The following is a 21,887-nucleotide window of genomic DNA, read 5'->3' as shown; positions in this document are numbered from 1 at the left end:
CTCAGGTCTCCCGGAATTCGGTTCGCGCCAGGCCGTTGTCGAGATTGATCGTCGTGCGCAGCCGCATGCGTTCCGGCGTCGGCGTCATGATCAGCACGGCGTCGATCTCGATCTTCAGGCCGACGCTCTTGTCGCCCAGAGTGACATTGACCGTCGTGGCGCTCTCCTTGAGGCGCGGCTCGAACGTGGCGAGCACCGCGCGGATCTCGCGCGCCAGAGTATCGCGGTCGAAGTCCCGTGAGGAGCGGCCGGAGAAGGACGGCACGCCATAGTTGACGACGCTGCGCCGCACTTCCGGGAAATCGGCGAGCGACGGCAGTTCGTCCAATGGCTGCTCGTGCTCGGCATCGGAAAGCATCGGAACGGATTCAAAACGCTCGGTATTGAAGAGGGCTTCGATGTCGCGCCGGACGGCTTCCTTGAGCACCCGCGCCGACACCACCACGCCGCGGCTTTCGATCTCGGCGCGATGCTCGGTCTGCAAGATCAGCCGCTGCAGGCGCCGCTTCTGGTCGGGCGTGAGGTCCGCGTCGGCATCGATGGCGCGCGCGCTGCCGGCAAGAAGAGCCTCGACGCGCTCGGCGGCGAGTTCTTCTTCCAGCAGCCGGCGCAGTCCGTCGATCTCCGAGGTCAGGCCGGGCAAGTCGTTGATGAGGCGGTCCCACAGGGAGGGTTGGACCGCCTCGCGCTTTGCCCGGGAACTGCCGGCAAGCTGCGCCTTCGCGCCGGGCCGCTTGGCCTCACTTGCCGACATAGACATCCATTTCGATCTCGTCGTCCTTGTCATAGACGAACTTGATCTTCTTGTAGGCGAAGCTGACTTCTTCCTCGATCAGGTCGGCCTCGTCGGCGGCCTGTCGCATGTCGTACTCCATGATCGAGGCGTCGGTGAGCGTCACCACCAGATAGTCGCTGGTCTCGCCGTCGATGGTGCGGCGTGCCGAAAACACCACCTCGTCGAGCGCCTTGTTCTCGAAAAGCGCCTTCTTCAGGTAGGGAGACGACTTGTCGTAGTGCTTGATGAATTTGATCATTCCCATCGACACACGACCGCGGCGCGACAGCGAATTGGGGTCGTAGGGCGCGACCATCTTGTAGTCGACGCCATGAATCTCGATCTCGTCTTCATGGCCGTCGCGCTTGCTCGGGCCCTTGATGTCCGGGACTTTCAAAAAACCATCGATCTTCGTCGAAGGCCCATCGGTTCTCACTGTTGTCGGCATTGTCTTTCTCCACCGCTTTCAAACGAAACAAGATGACTCTGCTTGCGATTTCAGCCCTTCACTGACGGCAGTTCCGACACCAGCCGGAGGGAGGCGTTGATGCCTTCCAGCTGGTAGTGCGGACGCAGGTAGAAACGGGCATTGTAGTAACCGGGCCGGCCTTCGACGCTGTCGACCTGGACCTCGGCCGCGGCAAGCGGGCGCTTGGCGCGCGCCTTGTCGTCGGCAAAGGCTGGATTGGCCAGCACGTACCGGTTGATCCACTCGGTCAACCAGATCTCCATGTCGGTGCGTTCCTTGAACGAGCCGATCTTGTCGCGCGCGATCGCCTTCAGGTAGTGTGCGAAGCGCGAGACCGGGAAAAGATAGGGCAGGTTGGCGCTGAGCCGCTCGTTCGACTGCGCGTCGGGATCGACCAGGCGGCCGGCGCGGGTTTCGTCGTCCTGCAGCGAATGGGCGCCGATGAAGGCCGCGAGGTCGGTGTTCTTGCGATGCAGGATTGGCATCAGGCCGAGCTTGGCCAGTTCCGCCTCGCGCCGGTCGTCGATGGCGACCTCGGTCGGGCATTTCATCGCGATCGATCCGTCGTCGGTCGGGAAGGCGTGCACCGGCAGGTTGAGCACAGTGCCGCCGTTCTCGACGCCGCGGATCTGCGTGCCCCAGCCAAAGAGCTTGTGGCTGCGGTTGATGTTCACGCCCATCGGGAAGGCGGCGTTCATCCAGACATATTTGTTGTGGTCGCCGCCCACCTCCTCCTCGAAGGTGAAGCCTTTCACCGGAACGGTCTCCGAGCCGTACGGCAGCCGTGCCAGCACGCGCGGCATGGTGAGGCCGATATAGCGGGCGTCCTCGCTCTCGCGCAGCGACTGCCACGAGGCGTAGGCCGGGTTGTTGACGATCATCTGCAGGTCCTGCGGATTGGGCAGTTCCTGCCAGCTGTCCATGCGGAACAGGCGCGGCGAGGCGGCGGCGATGAAGGGCGTGTGCGCCGAGGCGCAGACGCCCGAAATGTTGCGCAGCAGGCCGACGTCGCGCGGATGGTTCGAGAATTCGTAGGCGCCGATGATGCAGCCGATCGGCTCGCCGCCCAGCATCGAATACTCGTCCGTGTAGACCTTCTTGAAGATCGGGCTCTGGTCCCACATCTGGCCTTCGTAGTCTTCGAGCGTGTCGGCCAGCTGCTCCTTGGAGATGTTCATCACCCGGATCTTGAGCTTGGTATCCGTCTCGGTGTTGTTGACGAGATACCAGAGGCCGCGCCAGGTGCCTTCCATCTCCCGCACTTCCGGCGCATGCAGGATCTCGTTGACCTGCGTCGTCAGCATCTTGTCGATGCCGGCGATCAGCGACTTGATCGACTTGATCGCGTTGGAAGAGATGGTGGTTGTCTCGGAGCGCGACTGTGCGGCCAAAGCCAGGTTGCGCACCAGCTGCTGCAGCTTCTCGCTGTCGTCCTTCTTGACCTTGAAATCCTTTTCCAGGAGTCCGCTGAATTCACCGAGGTCTATCGCTTCCGCCTCGGCGGTGGCGGCTGCGGTCTTTTGCTGTTCAGCCATGACTTACTCCTCGCCCTTGCCGTCAGACAGCGCCTGGCTGGCGATCTTGCTCAGCAGCGGCTCGTTGTTGAGAAGCTGCGCGATGCGCTTTTCGGCGTCGACGCGGCCGTCCATGAAGCCGAGCAGCTCTTCGAGCTGACGGCGCATCTTGAGGATCTCGGCCAGTTGCGGCACCTGCTCGGCGACTTTGTCCGGCGCGAAGTCGCCAATCTTCGAGAAGGTGAGATCGACCGCGAGCTCCTCGTCGCGTTCGGCGCCCTCGGCTTGCGGCAGCGTGTTCTTCACCCGCGCCTTTACCCTCGGCCCCATGGCCTCCATGAATTTCGGGAAGCGGTTGGCGTCGGTTTCGACGAAGTTGCGGTCGAGCACCGACTTCACCGCTTCCTTGGTCTGTGAAGCGCCGGAAAGATCGGCCATCACGGCCATGACGAACGGCAGTTCGATCGTCGTCGGGCTGCCGTAGGTTTCAACGTCGTAGGCGATCTGCACGCGCGGCGCGCGGTTTCTTTCGATGACCTTCGCTTTGCTCTCTGCTGGCATGCTTGTTACCTTTCATCCTTCTGGGCCGGCTTCTTGGGATCGGGGACACCGGCAAGCAGCCGGAATTCCTTCAGCCCCGACGGGGCGAGATCTTCCATCAGTTCCACGAAATCCATGTGCACCATGCGGCGCACGCGGCGGGCGAGATGCGGGATCGGGCTCGACGGCTCGGTGCGGTCATAGAAGGCGACGACCAGGTCGAGGCATTTGACGACGTCATCGCGCGAGGTGATCCGGTCGGGCAGCCCGACGCTCGGTTCCGCATAGCCGCTTGCCATCGTTTCGGCTCCCATCGCTTCGGTGCCCGTCCCTTCCGGTCGATGACCGTTTCGGACCGGCGTTGCCGTTTCCGCCTGCTGCTGGGCGGGCTTCGCGGCCCCGTTCCCAGCAGTGCCGGCAGCCGAATTCCGCTCCAGCGTCGTCAGCAAACGCTGCAGGAACCGTTTCAATTCCGGGATGGTCGGGCCGTTGCCATCGATGCGCTTGTTGAGAGCGGCGTCGACCTCGTCCAGGGCTGCGATCACCGCGCGGGCGTCGGCAAGCAGCGAGGTCATCGCGTCGCCGGCCTGGTCGATCTGTGCCGCGCAACCGCTGCGCACCCGGTTCAAGAGCTGGCTGTGAGCGGTCGCCAGCGCCGCTTTTTCGGAAGCGCCCAGCCCCGAAGCCGCTTCCTGCAGCATGACGCGCTCGTCGAGCGCGCCCTGTTCCAGGTCGCGTCCGCTGATCGGTCCGACCTGGCGCGGCGAAAGGAAGATCGTTTCGCGCAGGTTCGCCAGCAGGCCTTCCTGGCCGTTCTGGAGATCCAGCAGCGCGTTGATGCGGCGCAAGGCGGCGTCGCGCGGTGTCGCGTTCGGCCGCAATGCCGGATGCATCGTGTCCCAGTACTGGTCGAAGGTCCTCGCGATCAGCGCTAGGCCCTGGGCGAGGCCGGCCAGCCCATCCTCGTTGGCTAGAGCGCGCGCGACGATGACCAGAAGGCGCAGATCCCGGCCGCGGGAGCGAAGCTCCGCCGCCTTGTCGAGGACACCCGCCCAGTCGACCGGGCTGGATTGCGAGGTGGGCTTGTTGCTGCCGTCGTGGACGACCTTGACCTGAGGCTCGGTCAGACGCTCCAGCTCATGAAAGGCCGGGTCGTTGCGCAAGTCCTCTCCCGACGGATTCTCACCGTTCAGAGGATTCAGCCAGAGTGCGAGATCAATCACACTAACCCCCAGCCAGCGGCCCTGAGACCCCTATGTGACGCAACGTTATCACACGGTCTCACTCTACCACAATTGAGCAGCCGCTCAAAAACTAACGGAAGCTAAACGCGACCGTTCTCTTTCGGCGAAACCCATTGCGCGATTGTCGGGCCGGGTATGTGAAATGGCTCGCATAGCCCGGGCCGCGATCCGGTGTTTGTTGCACAAGATTGCAGAGCTTCTGTAACCGGGCGGTGCCGCCCGGACGGGTCCAAACGCCTTGTCCGTCACACGGCCGGTCACACGGCTTTGTCAAGCTGCCTCTTATATGGCAGGGTACGGTCGGCAGATTGCGGGAGCAGGTTCGATGGAACAGCGCCGGTCATCGCAGAGCTTCAAGCGTAAGGAACTGGTCGCCAAGCTCAATGCCACGGGGGTGCGCGCCTTCAAGGCTGCGGCCGACACGGCCAAGCTGCGCGGCAATCCCTATGTCGAGCTCGTCCACTTCATAGAACAGCTGGTGCTCTCCGATCGCTCGGACGTCCTGCTGATCCTCGCCGACGCCGGAGTGGATTTAAGTCGACTCTCGGCAGACATGACCCGCGCCATCGACAAGCTGCCCTACGGCGCTACTTCGATCGAGGAGTTCTCTGATCACATCTTCCACGCCATCCAGGAAGGCTGGAATCTGGCGACGCTGGAATTCGGCGTGGAGGAGGTGCGCAGCGCCCATATCCTGCTTGCCTGCCTGAAGACGCCGGTGCTGGAAGGCCTGGTGTCGAAGATCAGCGCCGAGCTCGACAAGATCGACGCCGACGGCGTCATCTCCCGCTTCGCCGATGTTACCGAAGGCTCGCTCGAAGCCGGCTCACCACCTGCCGCTGCCGCCGCCGAGACGCCGATGAAGCGCGGACCCGGCGGGGATTCGGCGCTGGCGAAATACGCCACCGACCTCACCCAGCGCGCCCGCGACGGCAAGATCGATCCGGTGATCGGCCGCGATCCGGAGATCCGGCAGATCGTCGACATCCTGATGCGACGCCGGCAAAACAACCCCATCCTGACGGGCGAAGCCGGCGTCGGCAAGACGGCGGTGGTCGAGGGTTTTGCGCTGCGCATCGCCCAGGGCGACGTGCCGCCGACGCTTGAGAATGTCAGCCTGCGCATGCTCGATGTCGGGCTGATGCAGGCGGGCGCCAGCGTCAAGGGCGAGTTCGAGAAGCGGCTCAAGGCCGTCATCGACGAGGTCCAGGCCTCCGAAGTGCCGATCATCCTGTTCATCGACGAGGCGCACACGCTGATCGGCGCCGGTGGTGCGGCGGGCACAGGCGACGCCGCCAATCTCTTGAAACCGGCGCTGGCGCGCGGCGAGCTGCGCACCATCGCCGCCACGACCTGGGCCGAATACAAGCAGCACATCGAGAAGGACCCGGCGCTGACGCGCCGTTTCCAGGTGGTCAAGATCGACGAGCCGTCGGAAGCGGTGGCCGTGCTGATGCTGCGCGGTGTCGCCGGCGTTCTGGAGCAGCACCACAAGGTCCAGATCCTGGACGAGGCGATCGAGGCGGCGGTCGCGCTTTCGCACCGCTACATCCCGGCCAGGCAGCTGCCGGACAAGGCCGTCAGCCTGCTCGATACCGCCTGCGCACGCGTCGCTATCTCGCAGCACGCGACGCCGGCCGAGGTCGAGGACATTCTTCGCCGCCGCCAGGCGCTGGAGGTCGAGAGCGGCATCATCGGCCGCGAGGCGGCGATCGGCATCGACGTCGCCGGCCGGCAGGCCAGGGTCGATGCCGGGCTGGCGGAAACCGAGACGACCTTAGCCGCCGCCCAAGCGCGCTGGGATCGGGAAAAAGCGCTGGTGAGCGAGATCCTCGACCTGCGCGCCAAATTGCGCGGCGAGGGCGTGCCGCTCGATGCGGCGGCCGAGGAGGCCGGCGGGGAAAGCGCCGCGGCTGAGCCGGCTGCGTCCGAAGCGTCCGAGGCGAAGGCGCCTGAAAACAGGGCGGCTGAAGCCAACCCCGTCAAATCCAAGGGTTCGAAAGGCAAGGCAGCCAAGGGCAAAGCGGCCAAGGCCGAGGCGGCCGTTGCCGAGACAATTGCCGAGGAACCGGCGGCTCCGGCCCCCGACCTCGCGCGGCTGCGTGAATTGATGGCGGAACTTGCCGCGGCGCAAGGCGAGACGCCGCTGATCCTGCCCTCGGTCGACCGCAATGCGGTCGCCGCCGTGGTGCAGGACTGGACCGGCATCCCGACCGGACGGATGCTGTCCAGTCAGACCGAAAAGGCGCTGAGGCTTGCCGCGACCCTGTCCGAGCGCGTGGTCGGCCAGGACCACGCGATGGAGATGATCGCCAAACGCGTGCAGACCAGCCGCGCCGGCCTCGGCGCTCCGGAAAAGCCGGTCGGCGTGTTCCTGCTTTGCGGCCCGTCCGGGGTCGGCAAGACCGAAACCGCGCTGGCGCTCGCCGAGACGCTCTATGGCGGCGAGCAGAACCTGATTTCCATCAACATGTCCGAATTCCAGGAGGCGCACACCGTCTCGACGCTGAAGGGCGCGCCGCCCGGCTATGTCGGTTACGGCAAGGGCGGCATCCTGACGGAGGCGGTGCGCCGAAAGCCCTATTCGGTGATCCTGCTCGACGAGGTCGAGAAGGCGCATCCGGACGTGCACGAGATTTTCTTCCAGGTTTTCGACAAGGGCATGATGGATGACAGCGAAGGCCGGCGGATCGACTTCAAGAACACGCTGATCCTGCTCACCTCGAATGTCGGGTCGGACGTCATCATGGGCCGCACCAAGAACGGCACCGTGCGGACCGGCATCGACGATCTCGATGCGGCCCTGCGCGCGCCGCTGCTGAAAGTGTTCCCGGCGGCTTTCCTCGGCCGGGTCGTCACCATCCCCTATTATCCGCTGTCGGATTCGATGATCGAGGCGATCGCCCGGCACCAGTTCGGCAAGATCGCTAGGCGCCTCAAGGCAACCAACGATGCCGAACTGGTGATCGGCGACGGCGTCATGGACCTGGTCAAGGCGCGCTGCACCGAGATCGAATCCGGCGGCCGCATGATCGATGCCATCCTCACCAACACGCTGCTGCCGGAGCTCAGCCGCGGCGTGCTCAACCGCGCGCTGGAGGGCGCCAAGATGACGAAGGTCACCGTCGGCGCGTCCAAGGAGGGCTTCACCTACTTCTTCGAGTAGGGGCTTGGGGCGAGCAGGGGCTTGGGGCGAGCAGGGGCTTGGGCGAGTAGGGGCTCGGGCGAGTAGTGGGCTTGGGGCGCAAAAAGATCCGCGCCGTGTCACATTGAGCGGGTCCTCACTCGTCTTGAGGTCGGAACCAACGAAAGGAACCGACCATGACTGCCAGACTTGACCCTCTCGCCGCCGCTCCGTCGCTGATGAAGGAGTGGCATCGCGCCTCTTTGGCCATCGCTTCCAGCCTCGATCCGGCGCTCGCCGAGCTCATCGAGATACGCTCCTCCCAGATCAATGGCTGCGCCAACTGCATCAACATGCACACGACCTATGCCCGTGAACGCGGGGAGACCGAGCAGCGCGTCTATCTGCTGGCGGCCTGGCGCGAGGCGCCGTGCTATACCGACCGCGAGCGCGCCGCGCTTGGCTGGACCGAGGCGCTGACGCGGATCAGCGAAGGCCATACGCATGAGGCTGCGTATGGCGCGCTGAAGGACCATTTCACCGAGGAGGAGCGGGTGAAGATCACCTTGATGATCAACATCATCAACGGCTGGAACCGCATCGCGGTCGGCTTCGGCGGCTTCGTCGACCCGGCGGCCGTGAAGGCCGCCAATGCGAAGGCTGCCAGCAAGGCGGCCGCCGCTTGATGGCGGAACCGGCGTCATCCGCAGGCGCGGCGGCGGTGTTCGAACCGCTGCGCCCGAAGCTCATGCGGGTCGCCTACCGCATGCTGGGCTCCGTGGCCAACTCCGAGGACATGGTGCAGGAGGCCTTCATCCGCTGGATGAGGGCCGACCGCGCCGCCGTGCGCGAGCCCGAGGCCTTCCTGCGCCGCACCGTCACGCGCCTGTGCCTGGACCAGCTCAAATCGGCCCGCCACCAGCGCGAGACCTATGTCGGCTCCTGGCTTCCCGAGCCGGTCGTCGAGGACGACAAGGTCGATGACGTCAACCTGCCGCTGATGCTGGCGCTGGAGCGCCTGTCGCCGCTCGAGCGGGCGGCCTTCCTGCTGCACGACGTGTTCGGGCTGCAGTTCGAGGAGGTCGCCGAGGAGATCGAGCGCGACCCGGCCGCCTGCCGCCAACTCGCCGCCCGCGCCCGCAGCCATGTCCGCGAGGCGCGGCCGCGCTTCAAGATCGAGAAGGAGCGCGGCCTTGAGCTTGCGGAAGCCTTCTTCAACGCCTCGCGCAGCGGCGACATGAAGGCGCTCGGCACGATGCTGAGCGCCGATGTCAGCGCCCATGCCGATGGCGGCGGCAAGCGCCCGGCGGCTGTCGCGCCGGTCTTCGGCCATGCTGCCGTCATGAAGCAATACGAGACCGTCGTCGCCTGGCTTCAGGACAATCGCTCGCAGCTTGTCCGCTTTGGCTTCATCAACGGGTTGCCCGGCTTCGTCACGCTCGAGGCCGATGGCGAGCTGCAGACGACCGCGCTGGACATCGAGGACGGCAAGATCACGGCGATCTATGTGATGCGCAACCCCGACAAGCTGAAGCACCTGCAATAGCTCCGCCTGCAAGGCCGCTGACGGAACCTTTGTTGCGCTGGCGATTTTGGCTATATGTTTGGGTACGGACGGCCAGAAGGGTTGCTGACGATGACGACGAAAAGCCTTGCGATCTCCGCTCTCGTTCTGGCTGCGGCCATTGGCGTGTCCGGCCCGGCGTTCGCCGGCGACCGGCACCACAAGCGTCCTGTCGAGCAAGAACGCTATGTTCCGGCCGAAGGCGACCTCATCGACGTCCTGTTCGGCGGCCCACGCTATTATGACGCCATGCTGGTCACCACGGCGGCGGGTGCCTGCTCCTATCACCGGACGGGGCCGGACGCGAATGCGTTGAACAAGATCAACGACCATCACTGCGGAAAATAGCTGCCGCCCGCGACGCGCGTTCATCGCGCGCGCCAGTCGTCGACAAGCCTTTCTGTTCGCTCTTCCGCGAACGCTGATCGGGTTCACCGAGGATGGCTGCCGTTCGGCGGTCATCCCCTTGAGCACTGCCTCGCCGTGGGCAATCGCGCATCGCACACATTCCTTCCAACAATTGTATACAATAACCAAGAAAGATGTTGACAATCTTTCGCGGTGAGTTTCCCTTTAGGTATCCGCGCAGCCTACGAGCAAAAACACAAAGCGCGATAACCAAGGGGAACTGCAAAATGATCAACCGACGCTCGACTCTGAAATCGATGGTGCTTGGCGCCGTCTCGGCCCTGGCGATTGCCGCCGTTGGCATTCCTTCCGCGCAGGCCGAAAACAAGGAACTGAAAATCGGCTTCGTTGGCGTCACCAGCGGCCCAGCCGCCGCCTGGGGCACCTCCAATGTGCGCTCGATGCAGACGCGCGCCGCCTGGCTCAACGAAAAAGGCGGCGTCAAGATCGGCGAGGACACCTACAACATCAACATCGTCACCTTCGACGACCAGAAGGACCCCAAGCGCGCCATCGCCGGCATGGAAAAGATGGCGCAGGAGGGCATCCACTATGTGGTCGGACCGAATGTCGATGACGGCGCCGCCGCGGTGCGCCCCGTCGCCGAGGCAAACGGCATCATCTATTTCCCCTACGCCTTCCCCAAGGCGCTCTACCAGAAGCCGGCCTCGAACGCCGTGCTTGGCATGATCGCCAACTACCAGTCGGGTCCGGCGATCTACAAATATCTCAAGGAAAACAAGGGCGTGAAGACGATCGCCTTTGTCGCCGCGAACGAATCCGACCCGCTCAGCCAGCGTGACAGCGGTGTCGAGGCGGCCAAGGCGCTCGGGCTCGATGTCGTCGCCCAGAACGACACCTACCAGAACGACACTCGTGACTTCACGCCGGTGTTGACGCCGATCGTGGCGCTGAAGCCCGATCTGCTGGTGCTGTCGGGCGTGGCGCCGGCCAACGCGCCGCTCCTCATCCGCGCCGCCCGCGAGCTCGGCTATGAGGGCCTGATCTCGACCGAGACGGCGCAGGACGCCAAGGTTCTGGAGGAGGGCGCCGGCGAATATGCCAATGGCTTCATCTCCGTCGGCGGCGCCTCCACGCCGGAGATTGCTTCGGATGAGATGAAGGAGTTCGTCACCCGCTACACCAAGATGTTCGGCGAGTATAACGACGAGTCCAACACCAAGGTCTACGCGCTGGAGTATATCCTCGACACGCTCAAGGCCAATCCGGCAGCCATCAATGACGTCGCCGAATTCAAGAAGACCATGGACACTTTCTCGGCGCCCAACCCCTTCCTGAAGGGCGACGCCAAGCTGAGCTATGTCGGCGCAACCTCGTTCGGCCAGAAGCGCCAGCTCGCCGTGCCGATGGTGGTCAACGAATACAAGGACGGCGCATTCCAGACCCTGTTCGTCGGCTCCGTCGACTAGAGCATGATCCCGAAAGCGGGAACCGGTTTTCGGAGAAGATCATGCTCCAGCAAAGGGTTGGATCAGGATGGCGATTCAATGAAACGTCATCCTGATCTAGAGACGGGTTCCTAGGTTGCTTCCTCCCGTATCCGGGGGTCCGGACAATGATCCGGGCCCCGCGGAAGATCGAAGGTGTCCATGGAACAGGTCATCGCCAACGGATTATATCTCGGTGCCCAGTATGCGCTGATCGCGCTGGGTCTCACCCTGATCTTCGCCCTGATGAACGTGCTGAACTTTGCCCACGGGCAGATGTATGTTCTGGGCGGGTTCATCACCTATACCGTGTACGGCCAGCTCGGCCTGCCCTTCGTGGTGGCACTGCTGGCGTCCGGCATCACGCTCGCCGTCATCGGCGCGCTGATGGAGAAGTTCCTCTTCCGAACCGTCATCCGGCGCAGCCATCGCGAGGAGAGCACGATGCTGCTTGCCGCCGCGACGGCCTTCTTCTTCGACGCCATCATCCTGCTCATCTTCGGCGAAAAGCAGCGCGGCGTCCCCAAGATAGTCAAGGGCGTCTTCAACGAGGCCGGTATCATCCTGCCTTACGACCGGCTGGTCGTCGGCGCTCTGGCCATCGTCTTCATCGCTGCCTTCGTGCTTTACATGCAATACAGCCGCGTCGGCCGTGCCATGCGCGCGCTCGCCCAGGACCGCGTCGCCGCCCAGCTGATGGGGGTGCGGGTCGACCGCTATTCGATGATCGGCTTCGCCATGGGGGCGATGCTCGCCGGCGTGGTCGGCGGCCTGCTTGTCACCATCACCGGCGTCAATTCAGGTATCGGCGGACCGATTTCGATCAAGGCCTTCCTGATGGTGATGATCGGCGGAGCCGGCGTTGTCGGCGGGGCGATCGCCGGCGGCTTCATCCTCGGCATGATGGAGTCGGTCGGCCTGACCGCGTTGCGCGAATATGGCGACGTCACCTATCTCGTCATCTTCGCTGCCCTGATGGTGTTCCTGTCGATCCGCCCCAACGGGCTGATGGGCAAGCCGTGGGGTTGACCGCGCCATGACCCGCAATTCCAACATGAAGATCGCTTCGGTCGCAGCCTTCCTGGCGATTGTCTTCGTCGCCGTGCCGGCCGCGATCTCGGCAAGCGGCCGCATCGACCTCTATTACACCCTGACGTCCGTGGCATTGCTCAGCATCGCCAGCGCCGGCGTCTGGCTCACCTTCTACATCGGCCGCATCAACATCGGCCAGGGCGCCTATGCGCTGATGGGCGGCTATGTCTCGGCCATACTGGTGACGAACCACGGCTGGTCCTTCTGGCTGACGCTGCCCGTCGCCGGTCTCTTCTGCGCCGCCGCGAGCGTGCTGATCGGCCTGCCGATCCTGCGCCTGCGCGGCGTCTATTTCGCCATGGTGACGCTGACGCTGACCGAGGTCGCGCGCCTGCTCGCGCTGGCGCTGCCGATCACCAACGGCGCCAAGGGCATCGTCAGCATCCCGCTGCCCGGCGCGCTGTCGGTGTTCGGCCTGACGATCATCCCTGATTTCGCCACGCTGCAGAATTCGCGGCTCGCCTTCTATTTGCTGGCGGTCACGCTGATGGTGGTGTGCTTCGGCGTGATGTATCGGCTGGTCCATTCGCGCATCGGCAAGCTGTGCCAGTCGCTGCAGCAGAACGAGGAGCTTGCCTCCTCGATCGGCGTCAACATCGCCTATCTGCGCGTCATCGCCTATGCCGTCTCCTCCTTCTTCGGCGGTGTCGCCGGCGCTATCTTTGCCGCCATTTCGCAATCGATCTATCCGTCGAGCTTCACGGTCACCGATTCCGTCAACTTCATGCTGAACTGCTTCCTCGGCGGCCTTGGCTACGTGTTCGGGCCGATGCTGGGCACGCTGGTGCTCTATTTCGGCTGGGACCTGTTGTTCCAGACCGGCGAGTTCCAGCTCCTGATCTATTCCGGCCTGATGATCGTCCTGATGCTGGTGCTGCCCAACGGCCTGCTCAGCCTCACGACTTCAACCGGCAAGAAGGCTTGAGCCATGGCCGAAATGCTCGAAGTCTCCGGTCTCAGCAAACGCTTCGGCGGCCTGGTCGCGGTCAACAACGTCTCCTTCTCGGTGCGCGAGAAGGAGATCCTGTCGGTGATCGGCCCGAACGGCGCCGGCAAGTCGACGCTGTTCAAGCTGATCTCGTCGTTCCTCAGGCCGACATCGGGCGAGGTGCGCCTGAGAGGCGAGCGAATCTCCGGCATGGCGCCGCATATCGCCGCCCGCAAGGGCGTCGTCCGCACGTTCCAGGAGACAACGATCTTCAAGAACATGAGCGTGCGCGACAACGTCATCATCGCGCACCATCTGCGCTCGAAGGCGAACCTCTTCGGCTTCTTCCTCGGCACCGGCACCGCGCGCGCCGACGAGGCAGCTTTCGGCGCATCGGCCGACGAGATCCTGGCGCTGCTCGGCCTGGCTTCGCTTGCCGATGAGACCGCCCGCAACCTGCCGCATGGCCATCTGCGGGCGCTGGGCATCGCCGTCGGCCTTGCCACCAACCCTTCCATCCTGCTGCTCGACGAGCCCTTTGCCGGCATGAACCACGAAGAGACGATGCGCATGGTGGCGATGGTGCGGCGCTTGCGTGATTTCGGCCTCACCATCCTGCTCGTCGAGCACGACATGCCGGCCGTGATGAAGATCTCGGACCGCATCGTGGTCCTCAATTTCGGGCAGAAGATCGCCGAGGGAACGCCGTCCGAAATCCAGGCCGACGAGAAGGTGATAGAGGCCTATCTCGGCAGCGAAGACGAGGCGATCGGCCTATGAACCAGATCCTGAACTTCGCCGGCGTCAAGCTCTATTACGATCACGTCTACGCGCTGAAGGGCGTCTCGCTCGAGGTCAACGAGGGTGAGACCGTCGCGCTGATCGGCGCCAACGGCGCCGGCAAGTCGTCGATCCTTCGCGCCATCACCGGCCTCAACAGGATCCGGTCCGGCGAGATCCACTACAACGGCCGGCGCATCGACGGCGCCGCCCCCGACGAGATCGTCAAGATGGGCATCGCCATGGTGCCGGAGGGCAGGCGGGTCTTCCCCTATATGACGGTCAGGGACAACCTCCTGATGGGCGCCTTCACGCGCTCGAGCAAAGCCGAGATCGCCGCCTCGATGGAGATGGTGCTGGGCCGTTTTCCCCGGCTCAAGGAGCGCTTCTCGCAGGCCGCCGGCACGATGAGCGGCGGCGAGCAGCAGATGCTGGTCATCGGCCGCGCGCTGATGGCGAAACCGAAGCTTTTGCTGCTCGACGAGCCGTCGCTCGGCGTCGCGCCGAAGCTCGTCCAGGACATCGCCCGCTCGATCGTCGCCATCAACCGCGACGAGAAGGTCAGCGTTTTGCTGGTCGAACAGAATTCTCGCATGGCGCTTCGCATCTCGCAGCGCGCCTATGCGCTGACCACCGGAAGCGTCGCGCTGAGCGGCAACTCCGCCGAATTGCTGACCGACGACCGGGTCAAGCGTCTTTATCTCGGCGGCGAGATCTGAGGTTCGCATGCGCATACTCGTTATCAACCCCAACACGACCGCGTCGATGACCGCCAAGATCGGCAAGGCGGCGGCAAGCGTTGCCTCCACGGGAACCGAGATCGTCGCCGTCAATCCGGCCGACGGTCCGCCGAGCATCGAGGGCTATTTCGACGAGGTCTTCGCCGTGCCGGGCATCATCGCCGAGATGGGCAAGGCACCTGCGGCCGACGCCTATGTGATCGCCTGCTTCGACGACACCGGGCTCGATGCCGCGCGCTGCGCGACGCAAGCTCCGGTCATCGGCATCGGCGAGGCGGCCTTCCATCTCGCCAGCCTCGTCGCCGGCAAGTTCAGCGTCGTCACCACGCTTGCCCGCTCGGTCCCCGCCATCGAGCACAATCTGGCGAAATACGGGCTTGCCTCGCGCTGCGCCAAGGTGCGCTCCTCCGAAGTGGCAGTGCTCGACCTCGAACAGCCCGGCTCCAATGCCAGGCACAAGATATCGGACGAGATCGCGCGCGCCGTCCGCGAGGATCACGCCGAGGCGATCGTGCTTGGCTGCGCCGGCATGGCCGACCTCGCCCACGAGCTTTCGCAGCAGCATGGCGTTCCCGTCCTCGACGGCGTCGTCTGCGCGGTGACGCTGGCCGAGAGCTTGCTCAAGGTCGGTCTGAAGACATCGAAGGTCGGCGGCTATGCCGCGCCGCGCAGCAAGCGTTTCGCCGGTATCTTTGCCTCGGCGTCGCCGGCAGGCGCCGGTTCGCAAGGTTAGCACGACGAATTCGGCGGGATTGACCGGGGCGCGAGCGATATTAGATTGAATCGGCTGCTGGCGATTTGGGGGCAGATCAGGCCGGATCGGGTCTGCGCATTGAAAGCATGTTGACGGTACTTAAGGAAGACGATCGCGATGACAGGCCGGCAGCGCGCTGGTCGCCGATCTACTATGGGCTGAGGGACGCCATCGTCAGCCATCGTCTCGCACCGGGCACCAAGCTGCCGGAAGACGAGCTGGCATCGATCTATTCGGTGAGCCGCACCGTCGTCCGCGCCGCCCTGCAGGCCCTGGCGCATGATCGGCTGGCGCGGCTGGAGCCCAATCGCGGCGCCTTCGTCGCGCAGCCCTCGAAGATCGAGGCGCGCGAGGTGTTCGAGGCCCGCGCCCTGATCGAGCCCAAGGTGGCGGCACTTGCCGCCAAGGCGGCGGTGCCATCGGATATCGCGCAGCTGCGCGCGCATCTGGAGAAGGAGCATCACGCGCTGCATGACGGCCGTGACAGCGACGCCATCATGCTGTCGGCGCGCTTTCATGTCGGCATCGCCGAGATCGCCGCGCACTCGGTGTTCACCAACTTCGTGCGCGACCTCGTCTCGCATTCCTCGCTGATCATCGCGCTCTATTGGAAGCGCCGCGACGCGACCTGCGAGAAGCACGCCCATCACGCCCTGGTCGACGCGATCGAAGCCGGCGACAGCGCCAATGCCGCCGCCCTGATGAACAGCCACCTAGTCGATCTGCTGTCGGGGCTCGACCTCACCGACAAGGTGGAGAAGTCGGACAGCCTCTCGGATCTGCTGCGCTTCTGAAGCAGCAGACACCTGAAGCGGTTCGGCTTGAGCGCCGAACCGCCCGGCAAGCCGGCTAGGCCGCTGCCGCCTGCGAATAATCCACCCGCTCGAGGTCGGCGATAAGGCCGGGGCCGGTTGGCTGCCAGCCGAGATGCGCACGCGTCCATTCGCTCGAAGCCGGCATATCGAGACCCGCGAATATCGAAAGCCATCCGAAATGATTCGCCGCTTCTTCCTGTGAGAGCGAGACCACCGGCACGTTGAGGCCGGCGCCGATCACTTGCGCGATCTCGCGCACGGAAATGCCTTCCTCGGCGACGGCGTTGTAGCGCACGCCGACTTCCTGCTTGTCCAGCGCCAGACGGTAGAGCTTCGCGACATCGAGCACATGCCCCGCCGACCACCGGTTGCGGCCTTCGCCGACATAGGCCGAGACGCCCTTGGCGCGCGTCAGGTCGATGAGCGGCGTGATCAGGCCCTGCTTCACCGTGTCATGCACCTGCGGCAGGCGCACCACCGATACTTTGACACCCTTCTCAGCCATCGCCGCGCCGGTAAGCTCCGACAGGATGCGCGGATTGGGATGGTCGGTGTTGAACACGTCTTCCTTCGCCGGCTGCCCGTGTTCGGCAGAGCCCATGCCCACACCTGACGTGATGATGAGCAGCCGGTCCGAGCCGGCGAGCGCGCCGCCGAGCGCCTCGATCACGCGCTTGTCCTTCTCGCAATTCGCGACGAAATTCGAAAAATTGTGGTCGAAGGCGGTGTGGATCACCGCGTCCGATTTTGCGGCGCCATCGCGAAGGCTATCGAGGTCTTTGAGGTCGCCGCGATGCGCCTCGGCGCCGGCGGCCGCAAGCGACCGCGCACCGGCATCGGAGCGGGTCAGGCCAAGCACCTGATGCCCGGCGGCAAGAAGTTCGGGCACGATTCTGGAACCAATGAAGCCGGTCGCGCCGGTAAGGAATACACGCATGGGAGATCTCCTAGGTTGTTCGGAGGTCCTTTTCGCGCTATAAATCATCCTGTTAAAGTAGTGATTTTATCATGGTATAATCATCAACAGGATCGCCATGCCTGCGGAGACCGTCAACAAGCTCGGCAATTTCCTGCGGGATCGACGCATGCGCCTCGATCCGGTCGCCTTCGGCTTCGCCACCGGGCGCCGGCGCACGCAAGGATTACGCCGCGAAGAGGTGGCGCAGCGCGCCAACATCAGCCCGACCTGGTATACCTGGCTGGAGCAGGGCAGGGGCGGCGCGCCGTCGGCGGACGTGCTCAACCGCATCGCCACCGGCCTGATGCTGACCGAGCCCGAACGCGAGCACCTGTTCATGCTGGGCCTCGGGCGTCCGCCGGAGGTCCGCTACAGAAACGTGGACAGCGTGACGCCACGCCTGCAACGCGTGCTGGACGCCCTCGAGACCAGTCCGGCAATCATCAAGACTGCGACCTGGGACGTCGTTGCATGGAATCGCGCCGCCGCCGCGCTGCTGACCGACTATTCCAAGCTTCCCCGCGAGCAGCGCAACATCCTGCGCCTGATGTTCGGCAACCCGCGCGTGCGCGCCGCGCAGGATGATTGGCTAAGTGTCGCCCGCTTCGTGGTCGGGTCATTCCGGGCCGATGCCGCTCGCGCCGGCGCCGGCGCGGAAATCGCCGAACTGGTCGAGGAACTTTCGCGGACCAGTCCGGAATTCGAGGCGCTGTGGCGGGACAACGACCTCGTTGCCGCTCACGGCGAAGGGGTGAAGCGTCTCCGGCACCCCGAGATCGGCCTGATCGAGCTGGAATTCTCGGTTTTCGCGGTCGACGGCCGTCCTGAGCTCGGCATGGTGGTCTACAACCCCGTAAACGCCTCGGACGCCGAACGCATTCAAGCGCTGATCGGGAGGAGACAGTCGTGAACGTTAATGACATCGGGTGGACTGGGTCGGAAAAGAAGGTCGCGCGCCGGGCCTTCGATGCGGCGCTGGAGGTAGCGCTCGGCAAGGTGATGGCCGAACTCAAAAGCAAGGCCGGCGCCGTGACGACACCTGCTGACATGTGGGAGATAGAAGACTATCTGCGGCAGCAGCGGCGAAAAATCGATCGGATGTTCGACTATCGTTACTCACAGCTTACCGTCGTTTTCGCGGTTCTCATCCGGGAAGGATACCTGGACGAGAACCAGCTTTCGGGTTTGGCGGAAGACAAGCGGCAGGAGATCCGTAGGTTCCTTGCGTGGCACGCCAAGGAGTAGGGCGCTGACGGCTGGAGGTCCGACGATGATGCGTCAGGCCTGAGCCTGCCGTTCCTGCGACCGTTTTCGGGAAGTCTCACTGCCGCCTTGCGAGCGGATATGATCGATGAATGCGCGCAGCTTCGGCAGGACCTGATGCCTTTCGGGGTAGTAGAGAAAGACACCCGGCGAGCTGACGGCAAATGCCGTCAGCAGCGTCTTCAGGCGTCCGTCCGCGATTGGCGAACTGGCAATCGGGCCGGGCACCTGGGCAAGTCCGGCGCCCTGGATCGCGGCTCCGAGGAGCGTGGGGTAGTCGTGCGCGATGAGTGGTCCGCTGACGATTGCCTCGATCGCCTTGTTGCCTTGGGCAAAGCGCCACGGTGCGACGGTGCCGTTCGATCGACGCAGGCGCAGGCAGGCGTGGTGGCGCAGATCCTCGATGCGCTCCGGCACCGTTCGGGAACGTAGGTATTCGGGACTGCCGACCACCATCATCGGGAAGGACGGCGACAGTCGGACGGCAACCATATCGGGCGCGATCAAATCGCCCATGCGGATGCCGGCGTCGAACCCCTCGGCTGCAAGGTCGGTCAGTTCGCCGCTTGCCACGACCTCCAGTTCGATCTCGGGATAGGCCTGGCAGAAGGACGCTATCATCGGCTCCAGCAGTGTCGGCACCACCGCGGGCGGTACCGAGAGGCGCAAAAGGCCCGCCGGCCGCTGCCCTATCCCGCGCGCGATCTCGCTGGCGGCGATCAATTCCTCGAACGCGGGCCGGGCGCGCGCGAAGAAGCGCTCGCCCGCCTCGGTCAGTCCGACGCTGCGGGTCGTGCGGACGAAGAGCGCGGCGCCGATGCGCGCCTCGAGCGTCCGTATGGCCTGGCTGATCGCCGACGGGGTGACGCCAAGCTCCGCCGCCGCCTTGCGGAAATTGCGATACCTGGCGACGCTCAGGAACACCTCGACGCCGTCAAGCGCGCCATGCCTGACTGTGAAGTTCTGCTTCATGACCCATCGACATTATCGCGGATAGTTGCCGGCACAAAGCGGTCGTACCTCTGTTGTGGATTGGAAGCCTGAAGGAAGCGGCAAATGACAGACGATTTCGATCGCGTGCGCGATCACTACCGCGCGACCGGTCTGGCCGAGCGCCTGAAGATGGCGCTGGCTGTTTTGGGCCCGGACGGACAGCGGCTCAAGCCTGAGCAACTTGCCACCCTCGACCAGTTCCACACCCGCGGGCTCGCCGCGACGGCCGAGCTTGCCAAATTGGCCGGCATAACGGCCGGCATGTCGGTGCTCGACGTCGGATCGGGGGTGGGCGGGCCGGCCCGGTTTCTCGCCGCGACCTACGACTGCGAGGTGACAGGCATCGACCTCAGCGAGGCGTTCGTCGAAGCCGCGCAATATCTGACTGCGCGGACGGGGCAGGGTGGAACCGTTTCGTTCAAGGCCGGCAGCGCGCTGGCGCTTCCCTTCGACGACGGCGGCTTCGACGTCGTGTTGCTGCAGCATGTGGCGATGAACATCGCGGACCGCCCGCTGCTTTATGGCGAGATCCGGCGCATGCTGAAGCCGGGCGGAAAATTCGCCACCTTCGACGTCGTGCTGAACGGCGGCGACCCGCACTACCCGGTGCCCTGGGCGAAGACGCCGGCGGAAAGCTTCCTGCTCTCCGCCGCCGCGACCTGCGAGGCGATCGAGGTCGCGGGGTTCCGCATGCTTGTCCAGCAGGACGATACCGCGGAAGCCAAGACCTGGTTCGCGGCGCTGCGGGCGTCCGGGCCGCCGCCTTCGCTTAATCTCGGCGTCGTCATGGGGCCGGGTTTCGCGGATTTCGCAGCCAATCTCGGGCGCAATCTGATGGAAGGCCGGCTGGGTGTCATGAGTGCCGTGTTCGAAGCCGTTCCAATCAAGAGCTGAGAGGAGACGAAAAATGTCGCCAGCGACGATCTTCAACATCCATCTCGTCCTGGGCTATGTGCCCTGGCTGCTTTGCTTCGGCACTTACATATGGCCAAAGCTCAAGCTCATGGACCATGTCGAGGCGCAGCGCGCCATCGCCACGCTGCACAGCTTCCGCTTCTTCGGGCTGGTCTTCCTGCTTCCGGGCGTCGTCGGTCCGAACCTGCCCGCAGGCTTCGCCGTCTTTGCCGCCTATGGTGACTTCGCGACCGGACTTCTGGCCATGCTGGCGCTGCTGGCGGCGAGGAGGCCGTCGATCTTCTGGCCGCTCGTCGTCGCCTTCAATGTCGTCGGAATCGTCGACATTGTCGTCGACTACTATCACGGCACCGTGCTCGACCTTCCATCCCTGGCCGGGCAGTTGGGTGCGACCTACGCGATCCCGATCATCTATGTGCCCCTGCTGATGGTCACGCATGTCGCCGCCTTCTATCTGCTGGCTCGCCCACAGCCCAAGCCCGCGACGGCCACCGGCGATCAGGAAACAGGCGGCCTCAACTCCCTCCGCTCTCCTTCATCCGCTCGATGATCTCGGTCATCAGCGTTTCCTGCCTCGCGTTCCGTTCGCATCCTTCGGATCGTCCTTGCTGTGTCCGAAACAAAGGAGCACCGCAATGGCCCTTATGGTCGTTATTTACCCGACGCCGAAGGACGTTCAGGCGTTTGATCGACACTACTTCGATATCCACGTGCCTCTCGCCAAGAAGCTTCCGGGTCTCAGGAAATACGAGGTCAGCGACGGCCCCATCGTGACGCCCGTGGGAGCCTCCGGCATTCATCGGATCGGAGCGCTGTATTTCGACGACCTTGCGACGCTTGAAAAAGCGTTCGCAAGCCCGGAGGGACGAGCAGCCGGGGCGGATCGCCGAATTTACGCACCTGACGACTCGGGTGTTCAGATGTTCCTTTTCGACAATAGGGAGGTCTGAGCCCGCCCTGTTCGGCGGGCGAACGGATGAAATGACGGCCAATCGGCCTCGATGCAGCCTAGTACACCGGCGCAGCCATGTGCGTTGGCGTCGGCCATTCGGCCGTGATGTCCGGCTGCACCGGCCGTTCGAGATAGGTCGACAACACGACGTAGCTGCGCGTCGAGACCACGCCCGGCGTCTCATAGATCCGCGACAGCAGCCCTTCCAGCGCCCGCGTGTCCTCGGTGCGCACCTTGAGCAGCATGCAGGTGTCGCCGGCGACGGAATGGATCTCCTCCACTTCCGGACATTCCGAGATCGCCATCAGCTCCGGCGTCTTGCCCCAGCCTCTTGTGTCGATATGCACGAAGGCGAGCAGCGGCTTCTTCACCGCCTTCGGATCGATGATCGCCGAGGTGGCGCGGATGGCGCCGCTGCGCCTGAGCCGCTTCACCCGCTCATGCGCGGCCGGCGGCGAGAGGCCAACACGCTCGCCAAGCTCGGCATAGCTGATGGTCGCGTCCTCGACGAGCACGCCTAATATTTTTCGGTCGATCGGGTCGACCTCGCGGGTAGGTTGCCTGTTCCGCTGAACGTCATCTGTTTCTGCGTCCATATGGAAATTCTCCAT

General features: G+C 64.3%; 24 protein-coding genes. 16 read left to right on the top strand and 8 right to left on the bottom strand.

Annotated features, from left to right (window positions below; translation table 11 throughout):
- Position 1 precedes the first annotated feature (1 nt).
- From tssE to tssA, 5 genes are read right to left on the bottom strand one after another with little or no spacing between them, the layout of a single operon-like run.
- Positions 2–754, bottom strand: coding sequence for a type VI secretion system baseplate subunit TssE (gene tssE, locus EN874_RS27090; protein WP_127426154.1), 753 nt, complete (start codon positions 752–754; stop codon positions 2–4).
- Entirely contained in the window at positions 741–1,223 is a 483-nt protein-coding gene (locus tag EN874_RS27085) for an Hcp family type VI secretion system effector (protein ID WP_126101675.1), read from the bottom strand. Before EN874_RS27085 ends, tssE begins: the two co-directional genes overlap by 14 nt.
- A 50-nt stretch (positions 1,224–1,273) precedes the next feature.
- Positions 1,274–2,779: a type VI secretion system contractile sheath large subunit gene (gene tssC / locus EN874_RS27080; protein WP_126085429.1), complete on the bottom strand. Its 1,506-nt coding sequence runs from the start codon at positions 2,777–2,779 to the stop codon at positions 1,274–1,276.
- Between the two features lie 3 nt (positions 2,780–2,782).
- Positions 2,783–3,319 (bottom strand): type VI secretion system contractile sheath small subunit, encoded by a 537-nt coding sequence (gene tssB / locus EN874_RS27075; RefSeq protein ID WP_126085428.1) that lies wholly within the window; start codon positions 3,317–3,319, stop codon positions 2,783–2,785.
- A gap of 5 nt (positions 3,320–3,324) precedes the next feature.
- Positions 3,325–4,521, bottom strand: coding sequence for a type VI secretion system protein TssA (tssA, locus tag EN874_RS27070; protein ID WP_127425872.1), 1,197 nt, complete (start codon positions 4,519–4,521; stop codon positions 3,325–3,327).
- Positions 4,522–4,867: 346 nt separating this feature from the next.
- On the opposite strand from tssA, the gene tssH reads away from it, so the two are divergent.
- The 11 genes from tssH to EN874_RS27015 all read left to right on the top strand — a co-directional run bounded on the left by tssH (position 4,868) and on the right by EN874_RS27015 (position 16,174).
- Positions 4,868–7,708: a type VI secretion system ATPase TssH gene (tssH, locus tag EN874_RS27065; RefSeq protein ID WP_127425871.1), complete on the top strand. Its 2,841-nt coding sequence runs from the start codon at positions 4,868–4,870 to the stop codon at positions 7,706–7,708.
- 155 nt (positions 7,709–7,863) lie between these two features.
- Positions 7,864–8,352, top strand: coding sequence for a carboxymuconolactone decarboxylase family protein (locus EN874_RS27060; protein ID WP_127425870.1), 489 nt, complete (start codon positions 7,864–7,866; stop codon positions 8,350–8,352).
- A complete protein-coding gene (locus tag EN874_RS27055) occupies positions 8,352–9,212 on the top strand; it encodes a sigma-70 family RNA polymerase sigma factor (protein ID WP_127425869.1) in 861 nt (286 codons plus the stop codon). The genes EN874_RS27060 and EN874_RS27055 overlap by 1 nt, the downstream gene beginning before the upstream one ends.
- Before the next feature lie 90 nt (positions 9,213–9,302).
- On the top strand, positions 9,303–9,578 hold the full coding sequence (locus EN874_RS27050; protein WP_127426153.1) for a hypothetical protein: 276 nt from the start codon (positions 9,303–9,305) through the stop codon (positions 9,576–9,578).
- 287 nt (positions 9,579–9,865) lie between these two features.
- Entirely contained in the window at positions 9,866–11,068 is a 1,203-nt protein-coding gene (locus EN874_RS27045; RefSeq protein WP_127425868.1) for an ABC transporter substrate-binding protein, read from the top strand.
- Positions 11,069–11,248: 180 nt separating this feature from the next.
- Positions 11,249–12,115: a branched-chain amino acid ABC transporter permease gene (locus EN874_RS27040; RefSeq protein ID WP_126085422.1), complete on the top strand. Its 867-nt coding sequence runs from the start codon at positions 11,249–11,251 to the stop codon at positions 12,113–12,115.
- A gap of 7 nt (positions 12,116–12,122) precedes the next feature.
- On the top strand, positions 12,123–13,103 hold the full coding sequence (locus tag EN874_RS27035; RefSeq protein WP_127425867.1) for a branched-chain amino acid ABC transporter permease: 981 nt from the start codon (positions 12,123–12,125) through the stop codon (positions 13,101–13,103).
- A gap of 3 nt (positions 13,104–13,106) precedes the next feature.
- Positions 13,107–13,886: an ABC transporter ATP-binding protein gene (locus tag EN874_RS27030; protein ID WP_127425866.1), complete on the top strand. Its 780-nt coding sequence runs from the start codon at positions 13,107–13,109 to the stop codon at positions 13,884–13,886.
- The gene (locus EN874_RS27025) at positions 13,883–14,605 is read left to right on the top strand and encodes an ABC transporter ATP-binding protein (RefSeq protein WP_126085419.1); all 723 of its coding nucleotides are present in this window, start codon (positions 13,883–13,885) and stop codon (positions 14,603–14,605) included. The genes EN874_RS27030 and EN874_RS27025 overlap by 4 nt, the downstream gene beginning before the upstream one ends.
- A gap of 7 nt (positions 14,606–14,612) precedes the next feature.
- Complete coding sequence (locus EN874_RS27020; RefSeq protein WP_127425865.1) at positions 14,613–15,359, top strand: aspartate/glutamate racemase family protein; 747 nt, start codon at positions 14,613–14,615, stop codon at positions 15,357–15,359.
- Positions 15,360–15,466: 107 nt separating this feature from the next.
- A complete protein-coding gene (locus tag EN874_RS27015) occupies positions 15,467–16,174 on the top strand; it encodes a GntR family transcriptional regulator (RefSeq protein WP_127425864.1) in 708 nt (235 codons plus the stop codon).
- Between the two features lie 55 nt (positions 16,175–16,229).
- Here EN874_RS27015 and EN874_RS27010 read toward each other — a convergent pair whose 3' ends face one another.
- A complete protein-coding gene (locus EN874_RS27010; RefSeq protein ID WP_127425863.1) occupies positions 16,230–17,132 on the bottom strand; it encodes an SDR family oxidoreductase in 903 nt (300 codons plus the stop codon).
- A gap of 97 nt (positions 17,133–17,229) precedes the next feature.
- Between EN874_RS27010 and EN874_RS27005 the strand changes: the two genes are divergently transcribed.
- Both EN874_RS27005 and EN874_RS27000 read left to right on the top strand, forming a co-directional pair.
- Positions 17,230–18,063 carry a helix-turn-helix transcriptional regulator gene (locus EN874_RS27005; protein WP_127425862.1) on the top strand — a complete coding sequence of 278 codons (834 nt, stop codon included), beginning with the start codon at positions 17,230–17,232 and terminating at the stop codon, positions 18,061–18,063.
- Complete coding sequence (locus EN874_RS27000; RefSeq protein WP_127425861.1) at positions 18,060–18,398, top strand: hypothetical protein; 339 nt, start codon at positions 18,060–18,062, stop codon at positions 18,396–18,398. Before EN874_RS27005 ends, EN874_RS27000 begins: the two co-directional genes overlap by 4 nt.
- Before the next feature lie 33 nt (positions 18,399–18,431).
- Here the strand turns inward: EN874_RS27000 and EN874_RS26995 are convergent, their stop codons facing one another.
- On the bottom strand, positions 18,432–19,388 hold the full coding sequence (locus tag EN874_RS26995; protein ID WP_127425860.1) for a LysR family transcriptional regulator: 957 nt from the start codon (positions 19,386–19,388) through the stop codon (positions 18,432–18,434).
- 84 nt (positions 19,389–19,472) lie between these two features.
- Between EN874_RS26995 and EN874_RS26990 the strand changes: the two genes are divergently transcribed.
- From EN874_RS26990 to EN874_RS26980, 3 genes are all read left to right on the top strand, one after another.
- Positions 19,473–20,303, top strand: coding sequence for a class I SAM-dependent methyltransferase (locus EN874_RS26990; protein ID WP_127425859.1), 831 nt, complete (start codon positions 19,473–19,475; stop codon positions 20,301–20,303).
- 13 nt (positions 20,304–20,316) lie between these two features.
- Positions 20,317–20,874, top strand: a complete 558-nt coding sequence (locus tag EN874_RS26985; protein WP_127425858.1) for a hypothetical protein — start codon at positions 20,317–20,319, stop codon at positions 20,872–20,874.
- An 85-nt stretch (positions 20,875–20,959) separates the two neighbouring features.
- Positions 20,960–21,274 (top strand): EthD family reductase, encoded by a 315-nt coding sequence (locus EN874_RS26980; RefSeq protein ID WP_127425857.1) that lies wholly within the window; start codon positions 20,960–20,962, stop codon positions 21,272–21,274.
- Positions 21,275–21,332: 58 nt separating this feature from the next.
- Here EN874_RS26980 and EN874_RS26975 read toward each other — a convergent pair whose 3' ends face one another.
- Positions 21,333–21,872, bottom strand: coding sequence for an Lrp/AsnC family transcriptional regulator (locus EN874_RS26975; protein WP_127425856.1), 540 nt, complete (start codon positions 21,870–21,872; stop codon positions 21,333–21,335).
- Between the last annotated feature and the right edge of the window lie 15 nt (positions 21,873–21,887).

Source organism: Mesorhizobium sp. M1D.F.Ca.ET.231.01.1.1 (assembly GCF_003999155.2).
GTDB lineage: Bacteria > Pseudomonadota > Alphaproteobacteria > Rhizobiales > Rhizobiaceae > Mesorhizobium.
This window is presented reverse-complemented; position numbering and strand designations above follow the sequence as displayed.

Bases quoted from the DNA above. Each gene is read 5' to 3' on its own strand.
- tssE (WP_127426154.1), bottom strand. From the start codon at position 754: ATGTCGGCAAGTGAGGCCAAGCGGCCCGGCGCGAAGGCGCAGCTTGCC.
- EN874_RS27085 (WP_126101675.1), bottom strand. From the start codon at position 1,223: ATGCCGACAACAGTGAGAACCGATGGGCCTTCGACGAAGATCGATGGT.
- tssC (WP_126085429.1), bottom strand. From the start codon at position 2,779: ATGGCTGAACAGCAAAAGACCGCAGCCGCCACCGCCGAGGCGGAAGCG.
- tssB (WP_126085428.1), bottom strand. From the start codon at position 3,319: ATGCCAGCAGAGAGCAAAGCGAAGGTCATCGAAAGAAACCGCGCGCCG.
- tssH (WP_127425871.1), top strand. From the start codon at position 4,868: ATGGAACAGCGCCGGTCATCGCAGAGCTTCAAGCGTAAGGAACTGGTC.
- EN874_RS27060 (WP_127425870.1), top strand. From the start codon at position 7,864: ATGACTGCCAGACTTGACCCTCTCGCCGCCGCTCCGTCGCTGATGAAG.
- EN874_RS27055 (WP_127425869.1), top strand. From the start codon at position 8,352: ATGGCGGAACCGGCGTCATCCGCAGGCGCGGCGGCGGTGTTCGAACCG.
- EN874_RS27050 (WP_127426153.1), top strand. From the start codon at position 9,303: ATGACGACGAAAAGCCTTGCGATCTCCGCTCTCGTTCTGGCTGCGGCC.
- EN874_RS27045 (WP_127425868.1), top strand. From the start codon at position 9,866: ATGATCAACCGACGCTCGACTCTGAAATCGATGGTGCTTGGCGCCGTC.
- EN874_RS27040 (WP_126085422.1), top strand. From the start codon at position 11,249: ATGGAACAGGTCATCGCCAACGGATTATATCTCGGTGCCCAGTATGCG.
- EN874_RS27035 (WP_127425867.1), top strand. From the start codon at position 12,123: ATGACCCGCAATTCCAACATGAAGATCGCTTCGGTCGCAGCCTTCCTG.
- EN874_RS27030 (WP_127425866.1), top strand. From the start codon at position 13,107: ATGGCCGAAATGCTCGAAGTCTCCGGTCTCAGCAAACGCTTCGGCGGC.
- EN874_RS27025 (WP_126085419.1), top strand. From the start codon at position 13,883: ATGAACCAGATCCTGAACTTCGCCGGCGTCAAGCTCTATTACGATCAC.
- EN874_RS27020 (WP_127425865.1), top strand. From the start codon at position 14,613: ATGCGCATACTCGTTATCAACCCCAACACGACCGCGTCGATGACCGCC.
- EN874_RS27015 (WP_127425864.1), top strand. From the start codon at position 15,467: ATGTTGACGGTACTTAAGGAAGACGATCGCGATGACAGGCCGGCAGCG.
- EN874_RS27010 (WP_127425863.1), bottom strand. From the start codon at position 17,132: ATGCGTGTATTCCTTACCGGCGCGACCGGCTTCATTGGTTCCAGAATC.
- EN874_RS27005 (WP_127425862.1), top strand. From the start codon at position 17,230: ATGCCTGCGGAGACCGTCAACAAGCTCGGCAATTTCCTGCGGGATCGA.
- EN874_RS26995 (WP_127425860.1), bottom strand. From the start codon at position 19,388: ATGAAGCAGAACTTCACAGTCAGGCATGGCGCGCTTGACGGCGTCGAG.
- EN874_RS26990 (WP_127425859.1), top strand. From the start codon at position 19,473: ATGACAGACGATTTCGATCGCGTGCGCGATCACTACCGCGCGACCGGT.
- EN874_RS26985 (WP_127425858.1), top strand. From the start codon at position 20,317: ATGTCGCCAGCGACGATCTTCAACATCCATCTCGTCCTGGGCTATGTG.
- EN874_RS26980 (WP_127425857.1), top strand. From the start codon at position 20,960: ATGGCCCTTATGGTCGTTATTTACCCGACGCCGAAGGACGTTCAGGCG.
- EN874_RS26975 (WP_127425856.1), bottom strand. From the start codon at position 21,872: ATGGACGCAGAAACAGATGACGTTCAGCGGAACAGGCAACCTACCCGC.